This is a genomic window from Bacteroides sp. 11BF (assembly GCF_019633765.1).
Lineage (GTDB): Bacteria > Bacteroidota > Bacteroidia > Bacteroidales > Bacteroidaceae > Bacteroides > Bacteroides hominis.
Window position 1 is genome coordinate 75,331 of the sequence record NZ_JAFKPJ010000001.1, and the last position, 18,234, is coordinate 93,564.

The 18,234-nt window shown below is 43.1% G+C and carries 18 protein-coding genes; all 18 read left to right on the forward strand.

Annotated features, from left to right (window positions below):
• The first annotated feature begins 1 nt into the window (after position 1).
• The 18 genes from JZY04_RS00305 (at position 2) to JZY04_RS00390 (ending at position 18,234) form a co-directional block, all read left to right on the forward strand.
• Positions 2-868, forward strand: a complete 867-nt coding sequence (locus JZY04_RS00305; protein WP_122143035.1) for a hypothetical protein — start codon at positions 2-4, stop codon at positions 866-868.
• Positions 869-872: 4 nt separating this feature from the next.
• Positions 873-1,850: a hypothetical protein gene (locus JZY04_RS00310; RefSeq protein WP_122143036.1), complete on the forward strand. Its 978-nt coding sequence runs from the start codon at positions 873-875 to the stop codon at positions 1,848-1,850.
• Between the two features lie 13 nt (positions 1,851-1,863).
• Entirely contained in the window at positions 1,864-2,271 is a 408-nt protein-coding gene (gene tssD / locus JZY04_RS00315) for a type VI secretion system tube protein TssD (protein ID WP_122143037.1), read from the forward strand.
• Positions 2,272-2,276: 5 nt separating this feature from the next.
• The gene (gene tssD / locus JZY04_RS00320; protein WP_122143038.1) at positions 2,277-2,696 is read left to right on the forward strand and encodes a type VI secretion system tube protein TssD; all 420 of its coding nucleotides are present in this window, start codon (positions 2,277-2,279) and stop codon (positions 2,694-2,696) included.
• Between the two features lie 4 nt (positions 2,697-2,700).
• Entirely contained in the window at positions 2,701-3,159 is a 459-nt protein-coding gene (locus tag JZY04_RS00325) for a DUF5456 family protein (protein ID WP_010992802.1), read from the forward strand.
• Entirely contained in the window at positions 3,156-3,596 is a 441-nt protein-coding gene (locus JZY04_RS00330; protein WP_005787083.1) for a GPW/gp25 family protein, read from the forward strand. The genes JZY04_RS00325 and JZY04_RS00330 overlap by 4 nt, the downstream gene beginning before the upstream one ends.
• A 30-nt stretch (positions 3,597-3,626) precedes the next feature.
• Entirely contained in the window at positions 3,627-5,444 is a 1,818-nt protein-coding gene (locus JZY04_RS00335; protein ID WP_122143039.1) for a type VI secretion system baseplate subunit TssF, read from the forward strand.
• Between the two features lie 25 nt (positions 5,445-5,469).
• Complete coding sequence (locus tag JZY04_RS00340; RefSeq protein WP_122143040.1) at positions 5,470-7,320, forward strand: type VI secretion system Vgr family protein; 1,851 nt, start codon at positions 5,470-5,472, stop codon at positions 7,318-7,320.
• Positions 7,321-7,344: 24 nt separating this feature from the next.
• Positions 7,345-8,034: a PAAR domain-containing protein gene (locus JZY04_RS00345; protein WP_122143041.1), complete on the forward strand. Its 690-nt coding sequence runs from the start codon at positions 7,345-7,347 to the stop codon at positions 8,032-8,034.
• 12 nt (positions 8,035-8,046) lie between these two features.
• Positions 8,047-10,998 (forward strand): toxin VasX, encoded by a 2,952-nt coding sequence (locus JZY04_RS00350; RefSeq protein ID WP_122143042.1) that lies wholly within the window; start codon positions 8,047-8,049, stop codon positions 10,996-10,998.
• Entirely contained in the window at positions 10,995-11,954 is a 960-nt protein-coding gene (locus JZY04_RS00355) for a hypothetical protein (RefSeq protein ID WP_122143043.1), read from the forward strand. Before JZY04_RS00350 ends, JZY04_RS00355 begins: the two co-directional genes overlap by 4 nt.
• Positions 11,955-12,075: 121 nt before the next feature.
• The gene (locus JZY04_RS00360; RefSeq protein WP_250707034.1) at positions 12,076-13,233 is read left to right on the forward strand and encodes a hypothetical protein; all 1,158 of its coding nucleotides are present in this window, start codon (positions 12,076-12,078) and stop codon (positions 13,231-13,233) included.
• Positions 13,234-13,318: 85 nt separating this feature from the next.
• Positions 13,319-14,167 (forward strand): TssN family type VI secretion system protein, encoded by an 849-nt coding sequence (locus JZY04_RS00365; RefSeq protein ID WP_122143045.1) that lies wholly within the window; start codon positions 13,319-13,321, stop codon positions 14,165-14,167.
• A gap of 27 nt (positions 14,168-14,194) precedes the next feature.
• On the forward strand, positions 14,195-15,337 hold the full coding sequence (locus JZY04_RS00370; RefSeq protein ID WP_010992794.1) for a hypothetical protein: 1,143 nt from the start codon (positions 14,195-14,197) through the stop codon (positions 15,335-15,337).
• A gap of 1 nt (position 15,338) precedes the next feature.
• Entirely contained in the window at positions 15,339-16,295 is a 957-nt protein-coding gene (locus tag JZY04_RS00375; protein WP_122143046.1) for a type VI secretion system baseplate subunit TssG, read from the forward strand.
• Positions 16,296-16,300: 5 nt separating this feature from the next.
• Positions 16,301-16,804: a type VI secretion system TssO gene (tssO, locus tag JZY04_RS00380; RefSeq protein WP_005787050.1), complete on the forward strand. Its 504-nt coding sequence runs from the start codon at positions 16,301-16,303 to the stop codon at positions 16,802-16,804.
• Positions 16,805-16,816: 12 nt separating this feature from the next.
• Entirely contained in the window at positions 16,817-17,344 is a 528-nt protein-coding gene (locus tag JZY04_RS00385; protein ID WP_122143047.1) for a type VI secretion system transmembrane protein TssO, read from the forward strand.
• Positions 17,341-18,234 carry a PKD domain-containing protein gene (locus tag JZY04_RS00390; RefSeq protein WP_080715636.1) on the forward strand — a complete coding sequence of 298 codons (894 nt, stop codon included), beginning with the start codon at positions 17,341-17,343 and terminating at the stop codon, positions 18,232-18,234. The genes JZY04_RS00385 and JZY04_RS00390 overlap by 4 nt, the downstream gene beginning before the upstream one ends.

Here is an 18,234-nt window from a genome sequence, read left to right on the forward strand (position 1 = left end):
GATGGGTAAGAAAATAGAAATAAAGAAATTGTCTGATTTTGAGGCGATGGTAAATGCCGGTAATACGATCTATACGGGATTGGTAGAAGGCATCGGGTATGTATATTGGACAACAGAAACCCTATATTTTATCCGCACTAATCCGGAACAATTATGGGCGATTCCCAAATATCAGCAAATACCTTTTCCATATTTTCAAAGGAAAGATGCAATCATTGAGACCAAAACATTGCATACGCTCCATGTCTTGTCAAAAGATGAACTGTTGAAATTGGATTACGATGCCTATTATGCATTTTATGGTATCGTGGAGGAGATGCTAAAATTTATTCATCGGGCGGATGCTATTAAAAGTTATTGTGAAATACCTCTTCCCATAATAAAATCCAAAGGAGCACTAAAGGGAAATGACGCAAGAAATGGGATACTATCATTAGGTAGTCAAATAAATGACCAAATCGGAGCTCCCCTTGATGCAGCGAATATGCTAATGGATAATAAACATATAGGCAAAATTGGAGATGGATTGTCGCTTATTTCTATTATAGATGAGGTAGGTAATGGTGAATATTGGTCAGCTGCCGGAGACATTTTACTGTTTGCAGCCGGAAAAACAAAATTAAGTCCCTATATGACTGTCATAAGTTTAGGCACATGGATGTATGAGACGGACTTGATGCAATGGAGATTAGCATGTATAAATTATAGCGATTACAAAAAAACACTAATAAAATATCGAGAATTACAAAAAAAATTTGAAAGTGGAGACAAATCTGTAGAGGAAAAGATGAATGAATGTCACAAAATACTGAATTCACATTATATAGAGATGCAAAAAAAATTAGGTAATCTAGGAGTTAAATTCTAAAATAATGAATATAAGAAATTTATTTTTTTTAGGTAGTATATTACTTTTATTGAGCTGCAAAAATAGTAAACAGCAGGAAGAATATAATTCTGTTAATATTATTAAATATATTAATATTTATAATGAAAACAACAGGATTCTAACTGCACAGGGTACTGAATATGACTATCTCTATTTTGGAGGCAATAAAGATAAAGGGATTTTGGCAGATGTAAATAATTTTATAAAGATATATAGTTATGATAATGATTCTTCTTGCTATACTGTAGAGGAACCCTTGTCGGAATCATTGCTAAAAACAATGAGATACACTGAAAATACCATAGAAGAACTTGTATTGGAAAATAATAAAGACACATTTAGTTATACTTTTTCTACCTATTATGATAAGAATAAACCTAAGTATAAAAAAAGTATTATAATATTAGGAGATGGACCCTCTTCTGACTCAAGATATGAGGAATACTACTACTATGATAATAATGGAAATAATACGAAGAAAATCCATCATGATTTAAATACCGGGCAAATAGAAGAAACCTATAAATTTAATGATACAGATTATAAAGAAGCTGTTAATCTTGTCCCTTCTTCCGATTACAAACAAAATATCGAGTGTTCATTGAAACAAACTGTTAATGATACCTTAATCACTCGGATTACCTTAAACGGTGTACTTAATAGAGTGATGAAGGAATACATTGATGGAAAAAAGAGAATTAAGGAAGAGTTTGACAATGATATGACTTTAGTCAATAAAGAAACAGAGTATGAAGAAAACGGACTGAAAGTAAACGTCAATCATACTACAAGAAGTACAGGCTACTCAACCGACAGTATCTATTATAAAGGGAACAAAAAAGTTAAGCATATCTACAATTCCGACTACAATGGTACCATAACACTTGAAATCTCAGAATATGATGAGCAAGGAAATATAGTAAAGAAAACAAAAAAACTCAGATGGCCATCAGATAAATAAAAATATTCGTTGGATGCAAACCTATTTATACTTACATAAAGAGAATATCGACCTTCCCCAGTCCGAATACTGGGGAAAGTATCCGCTGAAACACTTTGATTACGGATTGAGCCGTAATGTGGGGCGTAAAGGTGAAATCACTTCCGGCTTATGCGGCGGAGAAATACGGATCGTCATTGACGGATTTGCCGACGCTACCCTGCTGGGATGGCTCTTTGACACCTTCCGTAAAGAAGATGGGGCGATTGTTACACTGGATGAACACGAAACGACCTTTGCCAAACTGCAATTTTCGGGCGCATCGGTAAAGAACTATCGTATGAACTACGATTCGCGGGTTAAAAAAGGTGTGGTGACTATCATTGTGATTGAAGCCAAAGAGATTACAACGGACAACGATTTATTTTTTAACAACAAATAATAGCTATGGGATTTTTCGACAGGCTGTTTAAAGGAAAAGAAGTGTTTGCGGACAGACGCAATCCGGATATGGTATGCGAGATGACGCTTTGCGGAGAGTCGCACATCTTGTCCGAGTTTGATATTGCCTATGAGCCGGATAATTCCTCGAAAGAATATATGGAAGCATACGTCGTGTTCTCGGAGCCGGTAAATGCGGAGGTGGAGAACTGGATAATGCAATCGAACAGAAAAGAGAACGGAGTAGTCCGATTCTACCGCAACAGCGATGCGATGGACGAAGGCGCACTGTTCGAGATAAAATTCAGTGATGCAAGTTGCGTGCATTATCGCAATGTATCGCAGGGAGACACATCGGTAAAGACCATTGTGATGACTTTTCCGTCTGTCCGGATGGGAGGTGATGAATTTGAACTAAAACGATAATACTATGGCTATATACTCACTACATGAAATGGCAGGACTACTCAAAACGGGTCTTTGGCAAGGCGGCGAAGTCGAGAAGCTCGGATACATCGGGACGGCAGTTCCCCATGCTTCCCCCGCACCGGCTTGCGGGCTGACGGGAGTATATATCAGTTATGATACCATGCTGGAGAGATGCGAAGTCTCGATGCAAGGCGGCGGGTGTGAATTATTTATTTCACAATACCACCCCTACACCGGAACTTATATGACCTATGTTCTGGAAAGCAATCTTTCCGACAGGAGATTGCTTCTGGCTAAGCTGGAGGATATACTGGCAGACCGGAGGAATCCCTACCTATGGTCGCACAACTTGTACAAAAGAAATTCATTCGGCATCGAGCGCCGGTATGACACAGGACATAGCAGTATGTGGGGCGGTAGAATAGCCGCACCACGACAAAGTAAATTCTTTGGAAGATGAAACAGAAATACTATAAACTACCGGTACGTTTGGAAAAGCTCTTCGAAGGAGATATCCGGCAACTGGAAAGATGTTCCGAACTGGAATCCATCGACCAGCACATCGAACTGTTGCTGACCACCTGTCCGGGTGAGCACCGTTTCGACCCCAAATACGGTTGTCGGATCTGGGAGTTGGACTTTGAGCGCATTGTTTCTACCGAACAATGGAAAGAACTGTTTACCGGATACGTGATGCAGGCGATTTCTACTTATGAGAAACGCATTTCCGACATCACCCTCTCGGTAAACCTACAAGAAGTAGTCAGGGAGGAAGTTCTGGATAACCGGATGATACGTAAGCGGGTAGATATTACAGTACTCGCCACATTGAATTCCACCGGTGCTCCCTGCGGTTTCGGGTACAAATTATACATGGGACCTTTATCAAACGAATAATCAGGCAGTTGAAATATAAAATTAAAACGTATGGCAAATCTATTCACAAAAGAAAGCATTAAAGCCCGGATGTTCAAACAGGCGGCAACCCTATATGACATACGAAATATAGATGGCATAGACCCCCTTATCCGACTGCTGATTGAAGCCTTGTCGGGCGAAATTTTCAAGCTGTCCGGTGATATGCACGCCATTGAAAGCCGATTGTTGGAGAAAGTCGCTTCCGCCCTTACTCCACACACGGCATTGGTTGCCAAACCCGCCCATGCCATTGCTGCGGCACGACCATATACACCGCAAGCTACTGTATCTCCCACAGACCTGTTTTCTTATAAAAGCACGGAGATAGTGAAGAAGTATAAGATGAAAAATCTCTTCTTTACTCCGCTGCATGAAACCCGCATAATCAATGCCGAACTGAAGTATCTCGTGACGGCGGATGAATTTTGCACCATCACTCCCGAAGGAGAACGTGACGCCACTGCCCGCTTTCGTTCCGATGTGCCGGTAATGGGTCGGAAAATCAGTATCGGGATGAAAATAGGCAACAATGTAACTACCCTCAACGACTTGCCGTTATATATAGATATACCGCTTGTAGCAGATAAAAGCAGTTATCTGAAATTACTGCCGTACTGCCATTGCACGATTGCCGGTATTCCTGTAGAAATTAAAGGGGGAATCGAGTACGCCCCCACACGTTCGGTCAGTGAGAAATACGATCTTGGCAGGTTGATTACGGAAGAAATAACCAGCAAATATGCTTCCCATTACCTGACATTGAAAGCTCACGGATTAAAAGTCAGAGATTTGTCACGTAGCAGAGTGCCCGAAGAAATCTCTTTCCTGCTGCCAAGTGATTTCATTGCTGAATGTGATGCGGATACTGTTTGGATAGATATAGAATTTCCCACCGCTTTTTCAAAAGAAATACTGGAACAGATAAAGGTGCAGATGAACACTTTTATCGTAGTAAACAAATATCCGGCAAAGATTACCAGAAAGGTAGATTCCGTCTCGGCCATTCTCCCTTTGGAAAAGACGGAATTTGAATATTTCCTGTTTGTGGATTCGATTACCGATAACCACGGAGACCGGCTTAGGGAAATTTCCGGCACACAGGATGAAGGTAGGGCCGGCTGTTATTCGGTCAGAAGGGGCGGTTGCGAACGCTTCAATGCGATGGATGCCAAAGATTTTCTGAACCGCCTGACAGACCTGCTATATGACGAAAGCATGGCCTTCTCTTCGACAGACAAAGACGGAATGAAAGAGGTAATCGAGCAGATAGAAGAACGGGTAAGCCAATTGGGAGATAAAAATAAAGACGGAGTCGGAGGACAGGAAATGTTGTCGTATGTAGTCATAGACCAACGTTATGACAAGGATACCCGGTTAACTGTGGATTATACTCTTACTAATGGCGAATTTGCCAATGACATCTATGCGGGAGAGCCATTAAATGACTGTGCTAATCCCGATATAGACAAAGATACACTGCGGTTTGTCACTTCCGCCCATGGAGGAGAGCCCTCCCCATCCGTAAAGCGCCGGATGGATATGTACCGATTCATGCTGTTGTCACACGGCAGTATATACACGAAAGAGGATATACGCAATTTCTGCATGGCAAGGTATGGCGACAGCATCCGCTCTGTGGAGGTAAAGCTGGGGTATGCAGCCGGTAAAAAAGAAAGCGAAGGTTTCATAAGGACGCTGGACGTGTATCTACGGCTATCGGAGGGGATGCAAGGATTAGACCGGGACGAATTCGTCGTTGATTTGGACAGTGAGCTCAGGCGGTTGTCTCCGGAAACCTATAACTACCGTGTTTTTATTAACTCATAGTATTCACCCATAAAATATATTAACTATGGCATCGACAAACTTGGACGCTGTAAGCGTGGAGATAAAAGTAGCAGGAAAAGTCTGTGATTATGTAACAATGGAACTTTTTCAGTCGGTCAGTACACACCACCGTTTCAAAATCAAAGTAAACTATCGTCCGGACAAGCCAAGTGTCTGGGCTATCGGTCCCGATGTGATATTCAAGCAACTGGGTGAGAAGGTATCCATCATCATGACCCACCATGAGAGTGGAGAGAAAACGGAATTTCACGGACTGATTTCTGATATTCATGTGGAAGGCTTCGACGGTAATCAGGGATTTGTCATTCTGGAAGGGGGAAGTCCTACCATCCTGCTTGACAGAGACCCCTCTATGGACTGTTATATAGAACAAAACCTGAATACGATAGTCAGCGACATACTTGACAAGAGCGGGGTGAAAATGAATGTGACCAACAATCCCAAACATACGGACATCATCCCCTATGTCGCCCGCTATAAAGAGACAAGCTACGGGTTTCTTTCCCGTCTGCTGCGCTCCTACGGCGAGTGGTTCTATTACAACGGGGAAACGCTACAGATAGGAGATCCGGAAATAGATACGGAAATCCGTGCAGGGTATGATGTAGACCTGACGGGTATCAACATCAATGCCACCATCCGTTCGCTAAACCATAGTACCTATGAGTTCGACCCTGTCAATGATAAGTTCTATTACGACTTTAGCGGAACGCCTAAAGGCGCTACCCTTGGTTCCCGTTCGGCTGAGAAATGCAGTGAACCTATCTTCCCCACCGAAGCGAGACTCCCCTCGATAAGACCCGCATATAGTGCAATGGATTTGGAGCACTACGGGGATGCAAAGTTTCACCGCAACTATTCCCAATTGTCCCAAATCCAAGCTACAAGCCGTAATTGCGGTTTCCGTCTGGGAGAATTGGTCGTCACCCGTGTGCCCGAAAGTTTTCCGGGAGTTAAAATTCCCGATTTGGGACGCTATCGTATCACGGAGATTACACATACAGTAGACGATAAAGGACTGTATAGTAATACTTTCTGTGGTGTACCGGGCGGTACGCCCATCATGCCGTGGGGAGATGCCGTGATGCCGGTAGCCTATCCGGAAATGGCAAGAGTGGTGAGCAATGACGACCCTAAAAATCAGGGACGTGTCAAGGTGCGGTTCATGTGGCAGGAGATAGACGGCGGCGAGAGCTACTGGATGCGGGTGCAAAGCCCGGATGCAGGCAAGAGCGAGCAAGTAGCCAAGAACCGTGGTTTTGTGTTTATTCCCGAGCCGGGTGATTTGGTGATGGTAGGCTTCGAACAAGGCAATCCCGACCGTCCCTATGTGACAGGCAGCCTTTTCTATAAGGCTAATTCAGAGGGAGCAGCAACGGATAACAGTGTAAAGAGTATGCGGACACGCAGTGGGCATACGCTGGAGTTCAATGATGATGAGGGTGGAGACTGGGGCATTACGATTAAGGATGGTAACGGTTGTATACTCCATTTAGACACTAAAGGAAAGAATATTGAAATCACCGCACCGGAAACCCTGTCTTTGACAGCAAAGAACGTCAGCATCAATGCTGAAGAAAATGTTCAGATTGCAGCTAAACAGAATGTAGATGTAACTGCCGAAGCCGATATAAATCTTGCAGCCAAGGGCAACCTAACTCAACAGACAGATGGAGATGCCTCTGTGTCTGCCAAGGGCAGTTTAAATGTAGAAGCCCTGTCGGATGCCGGCATTACGGGACAGAATATGACGGTGGAGGGCAAAGCAAACACCACCCTGAGCGGTGCACAGACGCAAGTATCCGGCAAGAAGACTACGATACAGGGGGCTGCCAATAAAATAGAAGTAATGTAGTAACTTAAAAAGACATATAAACACATGGATAAGGAGATTGTCACAGTGGGACTCAATCATATCTGTCCCATGATAACCGGAGTTACCCCTCATGTAGGAGGACTGGTTACGGGTCCGGGGTGCCCGGGAGTATTAATTAACGGGCAGCCTGTGTCAGTGATGGGAGATATATGTGTATGTTGCGGACCACCGGATACTGTTGCACAAGGATATCCGGGAGTGATGATAAACGGAGTGCCCATTGTGGTGAAAGACTGCATGACCGCCCACGGAGGCACTATCCCCATGGGCGTGCCGGGAGTAACGATAGGTAGTGCTATGCAGATAGAGCCCATGACGATGCACATTCAGAGGATACCCTTTCCCCAGATTCGCTTAATCGATAAGATAGGAGCGGCTGTGTCCGGAAACTCGAAGAAACTAAAACAGGCTGCCGACAACCAAAATGACTTGCGCAAAAAAGCATCTCAGGAGGAACCAGCTATATACAATGTGCGTTGGGAAAAGGAAGAGGTGCGTATGTACGAGAGATGCATAAAGCATAAAATAACGGTAGTCGCCGACACCGTAGGATTTGATGATGGCGAAACCGTCACTTTTACCGTTTCTCCTGAATATGTAGACCCAGGTTGCGGGAAGCAGCCGCAAGATATGGAACTACAAGGGACGGTAAAGGACGGTTGTGTAACGGCAGAATGGACAGTTGAAATTTAAAAGAGAGCAGATATGGAAACGGAAAATAATCATATTATCGCAACATTTACTTTAAAAGCATCCGGAAAAGGAAAAGAAGCGGAAGGAAACAAACTGCATGTGCCGGACTGTGTGCGCTTGTATCTGTTGCGCCACATACCCTATAGCCGGGAAACGAGCAGCTACAGCATAGCCCCCCTGAAGACAGTGCAGGAATATGACTCTGTGAAAGGGTTGCCTGATTTGAAACAGCAAGGATATTCCTATATCCGCAACCCTCTGCGTGAAGGGTACGTTTACGCATACATTGAAAAGAAGAGTGGGCAGGGCATTTATAGGGAATATGAGGTGTCTGAGGAAGGTGACCTGATCAATTTGGTGTGGTCGGATGCCGAAGCCCCCAACGTTTCCTGGCAAAATCCCCAACGGGAACAGGTAAGGTCATACATACCCTTAAAAAAAGCAGCTGACAAGAAAATATGGATTACATTCTCTCCTATCAGGTGGAGTAAAGAATATGCCCAAAGTATCCTGACAGATGAGAGCAAACGCAATAAACGCATGCAGGTTGTGGACTGCGCGAAATGTTTTGAGGGCACCTACGCTGAAGAGGACAGTTTCTCCGTAGACGAGGCGGGTAAGAGCTGGCAGCATTCACTGTATATGGGGGACTACACAGAAAGCAACTATGCTTCCCGGCAAGATGCATTTGCCGCCCGTCAAAACGAAAGACGCAAGCAGGCACAGGCACAGGTAGAAAAAGGAAAGAACCCCGGTGACTTTTACATTTCGGTTCTCGATCCTCTGGGGGTTGCCGATATTCTTTGCACGGACAGTGCATATAAATACAAGGAACTTCAAACTCTGATTGAAAAGATGAGAACAGGAGACTTTAAGGACGCTTACAATAAATCGGAGCTTGCTGCTCTCATCGACTTGGGAACACTGGTATACCGTATGTGGGATACCAAAACAAGCATATTTTATAAGTATAGCAGCCATTTGAATGAGGATCTGCTTAAAGCGGTGCTTCAGGTGAGCCAACGGAAAGTAATACGGAGAAAAATAAACAAGATTCGTTGCGCATTATACACTATAGTATGTGATAATGCTTATCAACTGGTGATAGAAGATTATCTGGCGAAGGATACCCGTGTGCAGCTATTGGGAAAATCTTATTTATGCAATCATATTGACGGAGTATTGACAGAACCTAAAACCGTGGATGGCTTTATGGACGGTCCTTTGAGCAAAATGGATACACAATCTCCTGACGGACCGGACATAGATAAATTCATTGATAAAGTTATCACGGGAACCGAAAATACCGGCAAACTACTACAAACGGAATGGAACCTTGATGACATAGCCAAAACAAGCGCACTGGCAGTATCTGCAGGTGATGCTTTTGACACTGTAGTGAGTAATCTTGGAAATTGGATAAAGAAAATAAAAGACGCCAAGCGTCAGGAAGAGCTTGTTGTCAAGCTGTTCAAGTTTACCACGGGAAAAGGCACTCATTCGGTAAAATTTCCCGAATGTGAGATCCCGGATTACATGAAACGTAGAATTGATTATTCCCATTTGTTGACAAGTACCATAGAAGGTAGAGGTAGAGCCTACACTATCGATTTTAGCAGAGTGACTGATGTTAATAAACAACCTTTATCTGCAAGACCCGCTTCGTGGAAACAACTCGATGAGCTGCATGTTACGGTAGATACAGCTTTGTCACGCTGGGAAAAAAGTATATTGAATGCAGGGGATGCCAAATGGAAGAAAGGGATTGAAAAGTTTACCAATAGCCCGCAGTTCGCCAGAGGGATGACAGGCTTGAGCATAATCTGTCTGACTATTGCTATGCAGAAAGAGAAAAAGACGGGTAAAGATGTTGTGGATATTTTTGCTTACTCCACTCAGATTGTTTACCTTGGTATGAAGTATGTTGAGCAAACAAAAATATTAGAAAATACAATCTCGAAGAGAATAATAACGCTGAATATAAGAATCTTAGGAGTTATTACAGGATCATTATTTGCTCTTTCTGCTTTTGTAGATGCAGCATCACTTTTTAAAACGGAGCAAACCGGTGCGGCATCCTTGTTGATTCTCTCGGGGCTATCAGGCCTCGGCTCGACACTACTTCCTTTAGCAGGATTTACTGGCGGAGTAATAATAGCCTTAGTTGTTGTCTCTTTTGTCTCTGCTGTATTGGCAGAATGGATAAGTCGAACGGAGCTCCAATTGCTGTTGGAGAACTGTGCTTATGGAAAAGATCTTAAAATCAAGGCTAATTCCGGAGTACAACTATTACAATTGAGTATAGAAAAAAGTAAAAAAGTAGCATCGATAAGGCAACAATATCTTTTTCGTCAACAATGGGCACTCAACCAATTAATAACATTTGGGCAGGGAATTATGAGTGCCCGTTTAAGATTATATTATGAATATAAAAAGCCGCGGGCGGGAGGAAATCAAGTGGTTTTTGAATCCTCTTCTTTGGATTATATCACTGTAATTTTTCATCTGCTAAACATGCCATTGATTCAGGGAAAAGCCGATATTGATATCATACATATCAATCAACAAGGGATTCGCATGAACTTGAGATACTATTTGGAAGATTATGAAGACAATGTAGAAGTGAATGCAGAAAAAGGATTAGTAGTTGCCAGGTTTAATATCAAGAAAGAATATAAAGCTAATTACAAGAAATATTTTACGGGTGGGAACATCAAAGTGATGGTAAGAACCACTCATACTTCTATAGACGGGAAAAGTGTACATACTCCTAAGAACATGTATGGGGAAGAAAAATGTGCTTCTTTTTATTTTTCTTACAAAAACACTTTTGACTTCACTCAAGTACGGCAACAAGTAGGCTTAGTTATTCAGCATGCTAACACCGATCCGCCCATAGAGGGCAATAGATTATTTGATGAGCGGAAATCAATAAAAGCAGAATTGGAAAAATGGGAAGAATGATGGAACAGAAAAAAAAGAGTAGTAAGCAATGGCGTCGTGAAATCATTGCTGATGTTGAGCGGAGAGAAGCTGAGAAGAAAAAGGAAAAGTGGCGTATAAGGAGGTGCTGGTTAGTGATATATGGATCAACATTTTCTTTCTCTTTGTTAGTTCTATCAATCGTATTACTAAATCTGTATAATGATAAAGTTACCTTCACTAATATTATACTTGGATTGATAACCATTAACGGTGGATATTGCTTAGCGGGGTACATAATAATAAAAACTGTTTGGAGCCTGCATCCCAAAATACCCCTAAAAAATGACGGAAAATTAAAATCGATAGCTTTGCCGGATTGTTGGAAATCCTCAACTGGTGAAAAATATAAATTTAACAGGATTGATGATAAACAGATTGTCATTGATAATGATTACGTATTGGCGAGGATTTTTCTATTTTTGTTTCTTTTTATTATCTTTTTAGGCCTAGTCTATTTTGCAGATGCCACTCCTTCAAAACTTTCGACCGAAGGTTTTGTAAATGCGTTATTATTCCTTGAAATTGATGTCGTTATGTTGTGGGCGGCAATCAGTCAAATTCTTAAACCTTGGCGGCGGATCGTTTTTGATCGCGTTTCTAAAACCATAACTATACCTGCCCGATTTATATTTCAGAAAAAAGAGACAATACCTTATGACCAAGCTGTGGTCACACTTTTTGGCAATTATCATGCGAAGACTCTCAGCGGCAAGGGTGAAGAAGAAATAGTAATCGCCAATCCACGCCGTTCATTGGGCGGAATCCCCTTAGGCATTGCTGGCGGCATAGATGCCGCTAAGCGCTTTGCACGCTTCATACAGGTATACATGGAGGAAGAGGAGTTGCCAGACATGCCGGAATTTGAGAAATATAGGAATAAGGAAAAGCAGGAAAATGCTGAAATTGAGAAAGAAATCCCTATATGGAAGAGATGAATATACCTTTAGATTCAAGAAGGCTTCTTTATCACGAAGCAAAGACTATATTAGAACAAGTGTTTATATCTCCAGACAGTAAAGATGTGTGGAATTTTTAAAGAAAGAAACAGTTATGGAAATGGAAACAGATAGAAACCGCCCCTCTACAATCAGAATTATAGCCGGAATCATTGTATTGTTATGCGGATTTCCGGTATTTGGGGTTTGTTGTTATGGAATGTGGCGCTTTACAAATTGGTCTTATGAGGAGCTATGGATTTTTGAGTATGTATGGGGTAAGCTATTAATACTCTTCGTATCCGGAATGATATTTTTGATGTCGATAGGACTGATTTTGGTAGGTGTATTAATCGCAACAAAGATATGGATGGGGAAAAGCAGAATGATGGAGCATATTATATATCCCTTTCCAACTGTATTAACGGCTGAGCTTGCCGATAGCATGAATGTAGAAAGAGCTGATGATAAATTTTTTGTCTTCAATCCGAGTTCCTTAATCCGGAGTACTTTGATAGTCATCGGGGGGATTCTTTCATGCGTAGGAATAATCGTCATTTATCGAGAAATAAATGATCCATCTAGTGATCTTTATTCACCTCCCATAAGTGGAGGAATAGTAGCCTCTTTTTTTCTGCTTTTAAACGGATTACTTGCTCCTTCCCGTCGTTTTGTACTAGACAGAATGAAGGGTACTGTGACTTTTCCCCGCCATTTGTTTTTTCCACGTTGTACCATTCCCTTTTCAAAAGTAATTCCGGGGTATTCTAACGGAAACTTAGGTTTTGCACATCCTTACAGTGGAATTGTCATTCCTGTCCTTGGTGCGTATGATTCCGGCTGGTGGTCATTTTATGTCCTCTATATGGATAAAAATCGTCCGTTACCTCAAGGGGACACTTTCGATCCTTACAGGGAGAAAGACTTTTTACGCCGGAAGGCAGAAGGATTCCCTAAACCGATATATCCTAATACCATACTTGTTACAGATGCTTATATGGGTTATATATATGGTACGGATGAGTTTAAGCAGAGATTATCTAAAATAAAACACAGAATAGTATATTATTATGACAGAGTGTCATGGTATTGTCAGAAGCATGAAATAGAAATACCGAATGATAACGATTTGGCCTTAATCGGCATCTGGAAAAAACAATTTGTATTTAAGTTGTTTGCTCCTGAAAATGTGGAATATATCGTACTTCCCGACGACACTGTATTGACCGACTGTTTTCTTTGTGATAGTAACACAGCGGAGGTAAAATATATCAAATAACCTGATAGCATGAAAGTACAGAAGTCATATAATCCATTAGAACAAGTATTTATATCTCAGATTAACTTAAAACAAGAGTAGAAATATGAACTCATTCTTCCAAACCCTTGCCTTAACCTACCTGCTCTACCCGATGCTGGGATTGTTGCTGGTAGGCTTAGGCATTTTCATAGCCAAGAAGAACGCCTTGCTGGGCAACAAGCGGCTGGTAGGTTATACCGTCGGTGCAATCGTCATCCTGACGCTCCCTGCTTTGCTGGGATTTCTTGACTACGGTTTCATGCCCTACGGCTACATCTTCCTTGCCATGTTGTATCTCCTTCTGGGCAGTTATAACATACGAATGATAGCATGGGTGTATAAGGACGACTACAAGTACCGCCACGAAATCATTCTCACCGGTTTTATACTGGTAGTATCTATGCTGTTCTTCACCCTTGTATTCAATCTCTGCAATGAACTGAAATACGGTCTGTGGGCATCCACCTGCCTGCTTCCATTCGTCATTGTCTCGGTATTTATCCGCACCTACCGTATCTTTATCGCCATTCCGATTCCCGTGTATGAAGTATGGAGATATACAGACGATACCGAGCAGGACGGATATTTTGACCCGGGCAGCCTGCAAGTCCTGCAAATAGAGCTATACAAACAAGAAAGCGACCGGGAACCGGTCAAGCTCAGTGTGAAAGCACCCGACGAAATGCAATTCGGCACATGGTTTCACCGGATGATTGACGACTATAATCTGAAGTCTCCACAAGCCCCGATAGACGACTATGCCGCAAAAGAGGGAGGATGGATTTTCTACCGGAAGCCCACCTTGCTATCTCCCCGGCATTACATAGACTTCAACCTTACCGTAAAGGATAACCGCATCCGCAGCCGTGATGTAATTGTTGCTAAACGGGTAATGGAACATAATGAGAACTAAGAATATAAAAATAAAACTACATACTATATGGCAAAGAAAAATTTAGTAAACTGGTCGGACTGTATGCCGCTGTCAGCCGCCATCTTCAACCAACATGACGATTACTTTCTGGACAGCATTCGCGACAGCATAGAAGTACGAACCAACAGTTATAACTACGGGCTGTTGCCCGCACGGCAAAACAGGGATGGCGAAAACGGCATCCGTATCAGCCAGCACGTGACCGGACACATCGAAGTGCGGCTGAAATACTGCGATGCGGTCACCGCTTCGGGTATCCGCATCCAATTTGATGCCACCGAAACGGGAAGCGAATTAGTGAAGAACTATTCTGTAGAATCGGATACCCGTAAGAATATCACGCAATGGGACATTATCCTCTCCGTGGATCCGTTCCACCGGGTAGGCTCGGGTGACCCCAATCCGGAGGAAGTTCCACCCCGCCATCCGAACGCCTTGCCCTCCTATCGGTTGTTTGTGATGCCCAAAGGAGAAATCAATATCAGTGAACTGGGTTCCCATTACCTGACCATCGGACGTATCCGCAAGGATGCCGAACGATTCATGGTAGATGCCGACTTTATCCCGCCCTGTACGACGATGAAAAGCCACCCTGAACTGCAAGAGTATCATGCCAAGTTCGGAAATATGTTCCGCTCACTGGAGAATTACAGCAAAATTATCATAGCCAAAATACATAATAGGGATAATCGCGGCGAACTGGGTGTGCACATCTCTCTGATATGTCGGGAGATGCTCCGCTACCTCGCCACCCTGCAATTCACTTATACCAATAAAGGGCTGTACAATGCTCCTATTGATGTACTGGATTCCGTATCGAGTCTGGCGCATATCATGTATGTAAGTTTCAGCTACCTATCAGGGACGCAAAAGGAGGAAACGCAGAAATATTTCTACGAGTGGAGCGACGTAACGCCCGGTTCGTTCGACGAGCAACTCGCCGATACGTTGGAGATGCTGTACGAACATACGGATATCCGGGCTTCGATGGTTCGTGCCTATTCGTTTATGTACACACTTACCGAATTGTGGCAACGGCTCAGTACGCTGGAATATATCGGTCAGCATAAGGAGAATATTGTGGTATCGGAACGCACAACGGGAAACAATACTACGGGACAAAACAAAACATGGAGCATAATGGATTGATATGGAACATTGCTTACCCAAAGAGATAAAGGGGCTTCTTCCGCCCAATACAATGGACACCGACTTCAAGGCAGAGCTATACGGAGCCTTGCTGTCGGAAGCCGGGTTCGACACCGCTCAGATTATGATGGTGCGTGACGGTAATAACCTGAGCAATGTTTCAAAAGATATCCGGTCGGTGAAGCACAGGAATCATGCGGGCATGGCGGAGGGTGCGTACATAGAACTAAAGACCAACCGCCGGGGAATTTATGATTCGCTGCCGGAGGGATTGTTCCATGAGGCGCTCTTTCCCGGCAAGGTGAAAGATTTGGGACTTATTCTGGAAGAGATGCAACAACATCGTAACGAAGAGTTCTTTATCCGCCGCTTTTTCAGCCTGCTGGAGAGCGAAGTGGACAGAGAAGGGATACAGGCACAATTGCTCGAATTGCGGTACGATAAAAAGAACAAATATTCTGATTATGCGAAGCTCTTTGCCGCTTGCTGGCCGGTCATTCATATTTTGTCCGGACAGGGGGCGTTGCTATTCATCAAGTTCATGCCGCATATCCATTCGATCCGGGGCAGACTGGAAGAGGTAAGCGACGCACTGTCGCAGATTCTGGAAGCTCCGGTAAAGGTACGCCCCAAAATGGTGCAACGGACAATAAGGGCACAAAAACCGAACCGGCTGGGGAACATGAGACTGGGAGCAAACAGTGTGAATGTGGGGGTGCTTAATAGTGCTGAGGCTGATTTGCATATACACATAGGCGACCTGCCAACTCGGGAAGTCGAAAGGTTCCTGCCCGGCAACCGCTCCCGCAAAGCTCTTGAAATGCTGGCGGATATTTTTCTTGGTGCGTGGCAGGAGTTCGATGTGACGGTCAGCGTTAGTCCTGACGAACGCAAGACTTATTTAAAACCGACGGGTGACGCCAGTCCGTGTTACCTCGGGATAAACACTTATTTATAAGAATTATGAAAGCAAAGAACAGTGAGAAAATCATCCGTGGATATTTGGAGTTTGCCGGCGGACTGTTAATCAGTACGGCTTTGAGCATGGCACTGCTCACAGGCTTTATCCATACGAATGGAAGCGAATATAAACTGATGGAATCCAAAACGCAAGAATACGATAAGATTTACGCCAGACAGATTGCCCTGGTGGATAAGGTGGATTCGCTGTATAACTACCTGGTGCTGATGGGCAGTAACGACCGGCTGAATCAGGTGGTGCTCCAAAAAGTTATCAGTACACGCAAGATGGAACTTATCGAGGAACTGCAAATAATGGATAGTAAGGATGTACTTCTGTACAAAAAACTGGCTTCGCAAATCAACGTGTTTCTGGACACCAAAGAAGCCATACGTAAAGCGGTTATTGAAGAAAGCCTTGTGAGAAAAGACCTGATGCGGTGCATTCAGGACAATAAACAGGCTACCCGAAAGCTGACATTGGGAAACATTAGTGTAGAAAAGTAAAATAGGAAAGATATGAGCATAACCCCCAAAAATAAAAGCGGCAAAACCGTTAGCGAGCGTGAACGCTTTATCGGATTTGTATATGTGCTTACCCTGTTTATTGTTATCACAGGAGCCTGTGGATTTATTCTTTTCAAGTATGCAGGGACACGCCACATCTTCTCCAATAAAATAATGGTCATTAAAAAGATGGAGCGGCAAAAGGAATTTCAAAATATACAATCTATACAGATTGTGAGCGCAGATACCTTATTTTCGCGTATTGAACAGTTTGAGCCGGGCGTCAATGCCTCTTATGAGGAAAATGATATCAAGTTCCTGATAAACGACCTTGCCAAACAATGGGAAAGAAACAGTTTTGACAAGCGCAATAAGATGTTCTGGCATCTCGCTTCGGTATATGAAATGTGGTTTGCCGACAAGAAAGAACTATGGAGCAAGCAGGATAACATAATAAAGTTCAAGAAGAATCTGGAGGAGTGCGAAGTCGGACTCCAGAAGAAAGAAGGCGAACTTAAAAATAAAGGAGGCAAGCCATGATGAATAAATTCCTAAATACGAAGGTTCTCTATATCTTTATCTCCGTTATCATACTTATTATGGTTTTTCTGCTGGTAATGAGAGCTTGCTCGCAGAAGCAGCCGATTCAGGCTACTGTAACTCCGTCTGACCCTGTCGTGGGGGAAGAAATATTTTTTTCCGATTCCACGTCGGGAGCGAGAATCTGGTACTGGGAGTTCGGAAACAACGAGACATCCACACAACGCAGCGGACACCATCGGTTCAAGCAAAAAGGGGTGTACAAAATACGACTGACCGTCAACGGAAATCTGGAACGCTACTTTGATGTGAGGGTAAAAGAGAAGACCAATACGGAAGACCTGCATCTGGTTCATATCATAGCTCCCAAGGAAGCTATTCAGGGAGAAAATATCATCTTCCGTGGCGAAGGACACGACGAACAATGGCGCTGGGAGTTCGGAGAGACGGGGATGATTGATTCCCGTGAAAAAACGGCTCTTTATGCTTATACCGAACCCGGAGAGTACGAAGTATTGCTTAATACGGAGAATACCCGGTATCCCATCAGACACCGGATAAACATTCTGCCCTACTATTCGGAGAATGATTCTACCGATGTAATGGTGCTCATCGGTTTAGACATCAAAGAGAAGTTGCAGAACATTGCAGACGGTAAACCCTTTAATGTAAACTACAACTATGTAGTGGACAAGTATTTTAATAATAACCCGAACACGCTGGTTATTATCAACAACAATAAATATAACGACTTTTATTCTTATTGCCAAGGACTGCACCATATCGGCAGAAAAGAAACGATTATCCAGAATGTCATCGTAGAGACGGAGGATGAAGAGAGCGGATATATCACCCAAATAACGGTTATGCAAATCGAAAAAAAGAAATGA

What these genes read in the sequence shown, in the direction of transcription:
- JZY04_RS00310 (WP_122143036.1), top strand. Translation starts at nt 873, where the DNA reads ATGAATATAAGAAATTTATTTTTTTTAGGTAGTATATTACTTTTATTG.
- tssO (WP_005787050.1), top strand. Translation starts at nt 16,301, where the DNA reads ATGAAAGCAAAGAACAGTGAGAAAATCATCCGTGGATATTTGGAGTTT.
- JZY04_RS00335 (WP_122143039.1), top strand. Translation starts at nt 3,627, where the DNA reads ATGGCAAATCTATTCACAAAAGAAAGCATTAAAGCCCGGATGTTCAAA.
- JZY04_RS00330 (WP_005787083.1), top strand. Translation starts at nt 3,156, where the DNA reads ATGAAACAGAAATACTATAAACTACCGGTACGTTTGGAAAAGCTCTTC.
- JZY04_RS00390 (WP_080715636.1), top strand. Translation starts at nt 17,341, where the DNA reads ATGATGAATAAATTCCTAAATACGAAGGTTCTCTATATCTTTATCTCC.
- JZY04_RS00375 (WP_122143046.1), top strand. Translation starts at nt 15,339, where the DNA reads ATGGAACATTGCTTACCCAAAGAGATAAAGGGGCTTCTTCCGCCCAAT.
- JZY04_RS00350 (WP_122143042.1), top strand. Translation starts at nt 8,047, where the DNA reads ATGGAAACGGAAAATAATCATATTATCGCAACATTTACTTTAAAAGCA.
- tssD (WP_122143038.1), top strand. Translation starts at nt 2,277, where the DNA reads ATGGGATTTTTCGACAGGCTGTTTAAAGGAAAAGAAGTGTTTGCGGAC.
- JZY04_RS00325 (WP_010992802.1), top strand. Translation starts at nt 2,701, where the DNA reads ATGGCTATATACTCACTACATGAAATGGCAGGACTACTCAAAACGGGT.
- JZY04_RS00360 (WP_250707034.1), top strand. Translation starts at nt 12,076, where the DNA reads ATGGAAACAGATAGAAACCGCCCCTCTACAATCAGAATTATAGCCGGA.
- JZY04_RS00385 (WP_122143047.1), top strand. Translation starts at nt 16,817, where the DNA reads ATGAGCATAACCCCCAAAAATAAAAGCGGCAAAACCGTTAGCGAGCGT.
- JZY04_RS00305 (WP_122143035.1), top strand. Translation starts at nt 2, where the DNA reads ATGGGTAAGAAAATAGAAATAAAGAAATTGTCTGATTTTGAGGCGATG.
- JZY04_RS00345 (WP_122143041.1), top strand. Translation starts at nt 7,345, where the DNA reads ATGGATAAGGAGATTGTCACAGTGGGACTCAATCATATCTGTCCCATG.
- JZY04_RS00370 (WP_010992794.1), top strand. Translation starts at nt 14,195, where the DNA reads ATGGCAAAGAAAAATTTAGTAAACTGGTCGGACTGTATGCCGCTGTCA.
- JZY04_RS00340 (WP_122143040.1), top strand. Translation starts at nt 5,470, where the DNA reads ATGGCATCGACAAACTTGGACGCTGTAAGCGTGGAGATAAAAGTAGCA.
- tssD (WP_122143037.1), top strand. Translation starts at nt 1,864, where the DNA reads ATGCAAACCTATTTATACTTACATAAAGAGAATATCGACCTTCCCCAG.
- JZY04_RS00355 (WP_122143043.1), top strand. Translation starts at nt 10,995, where the DNA reads ATGATGGAACAGAAAAAAAAGAGTAGTAAGCAATGGCGTCGTGAAATC.
- JZY04_RS00365 (WP_122143045.1), top strand. Translation starts at nt 13,319, where the DNA reads ATGAACTCATTCTTCCAAACCCTTGCCTTAACCTACCTGCTCTACCCG.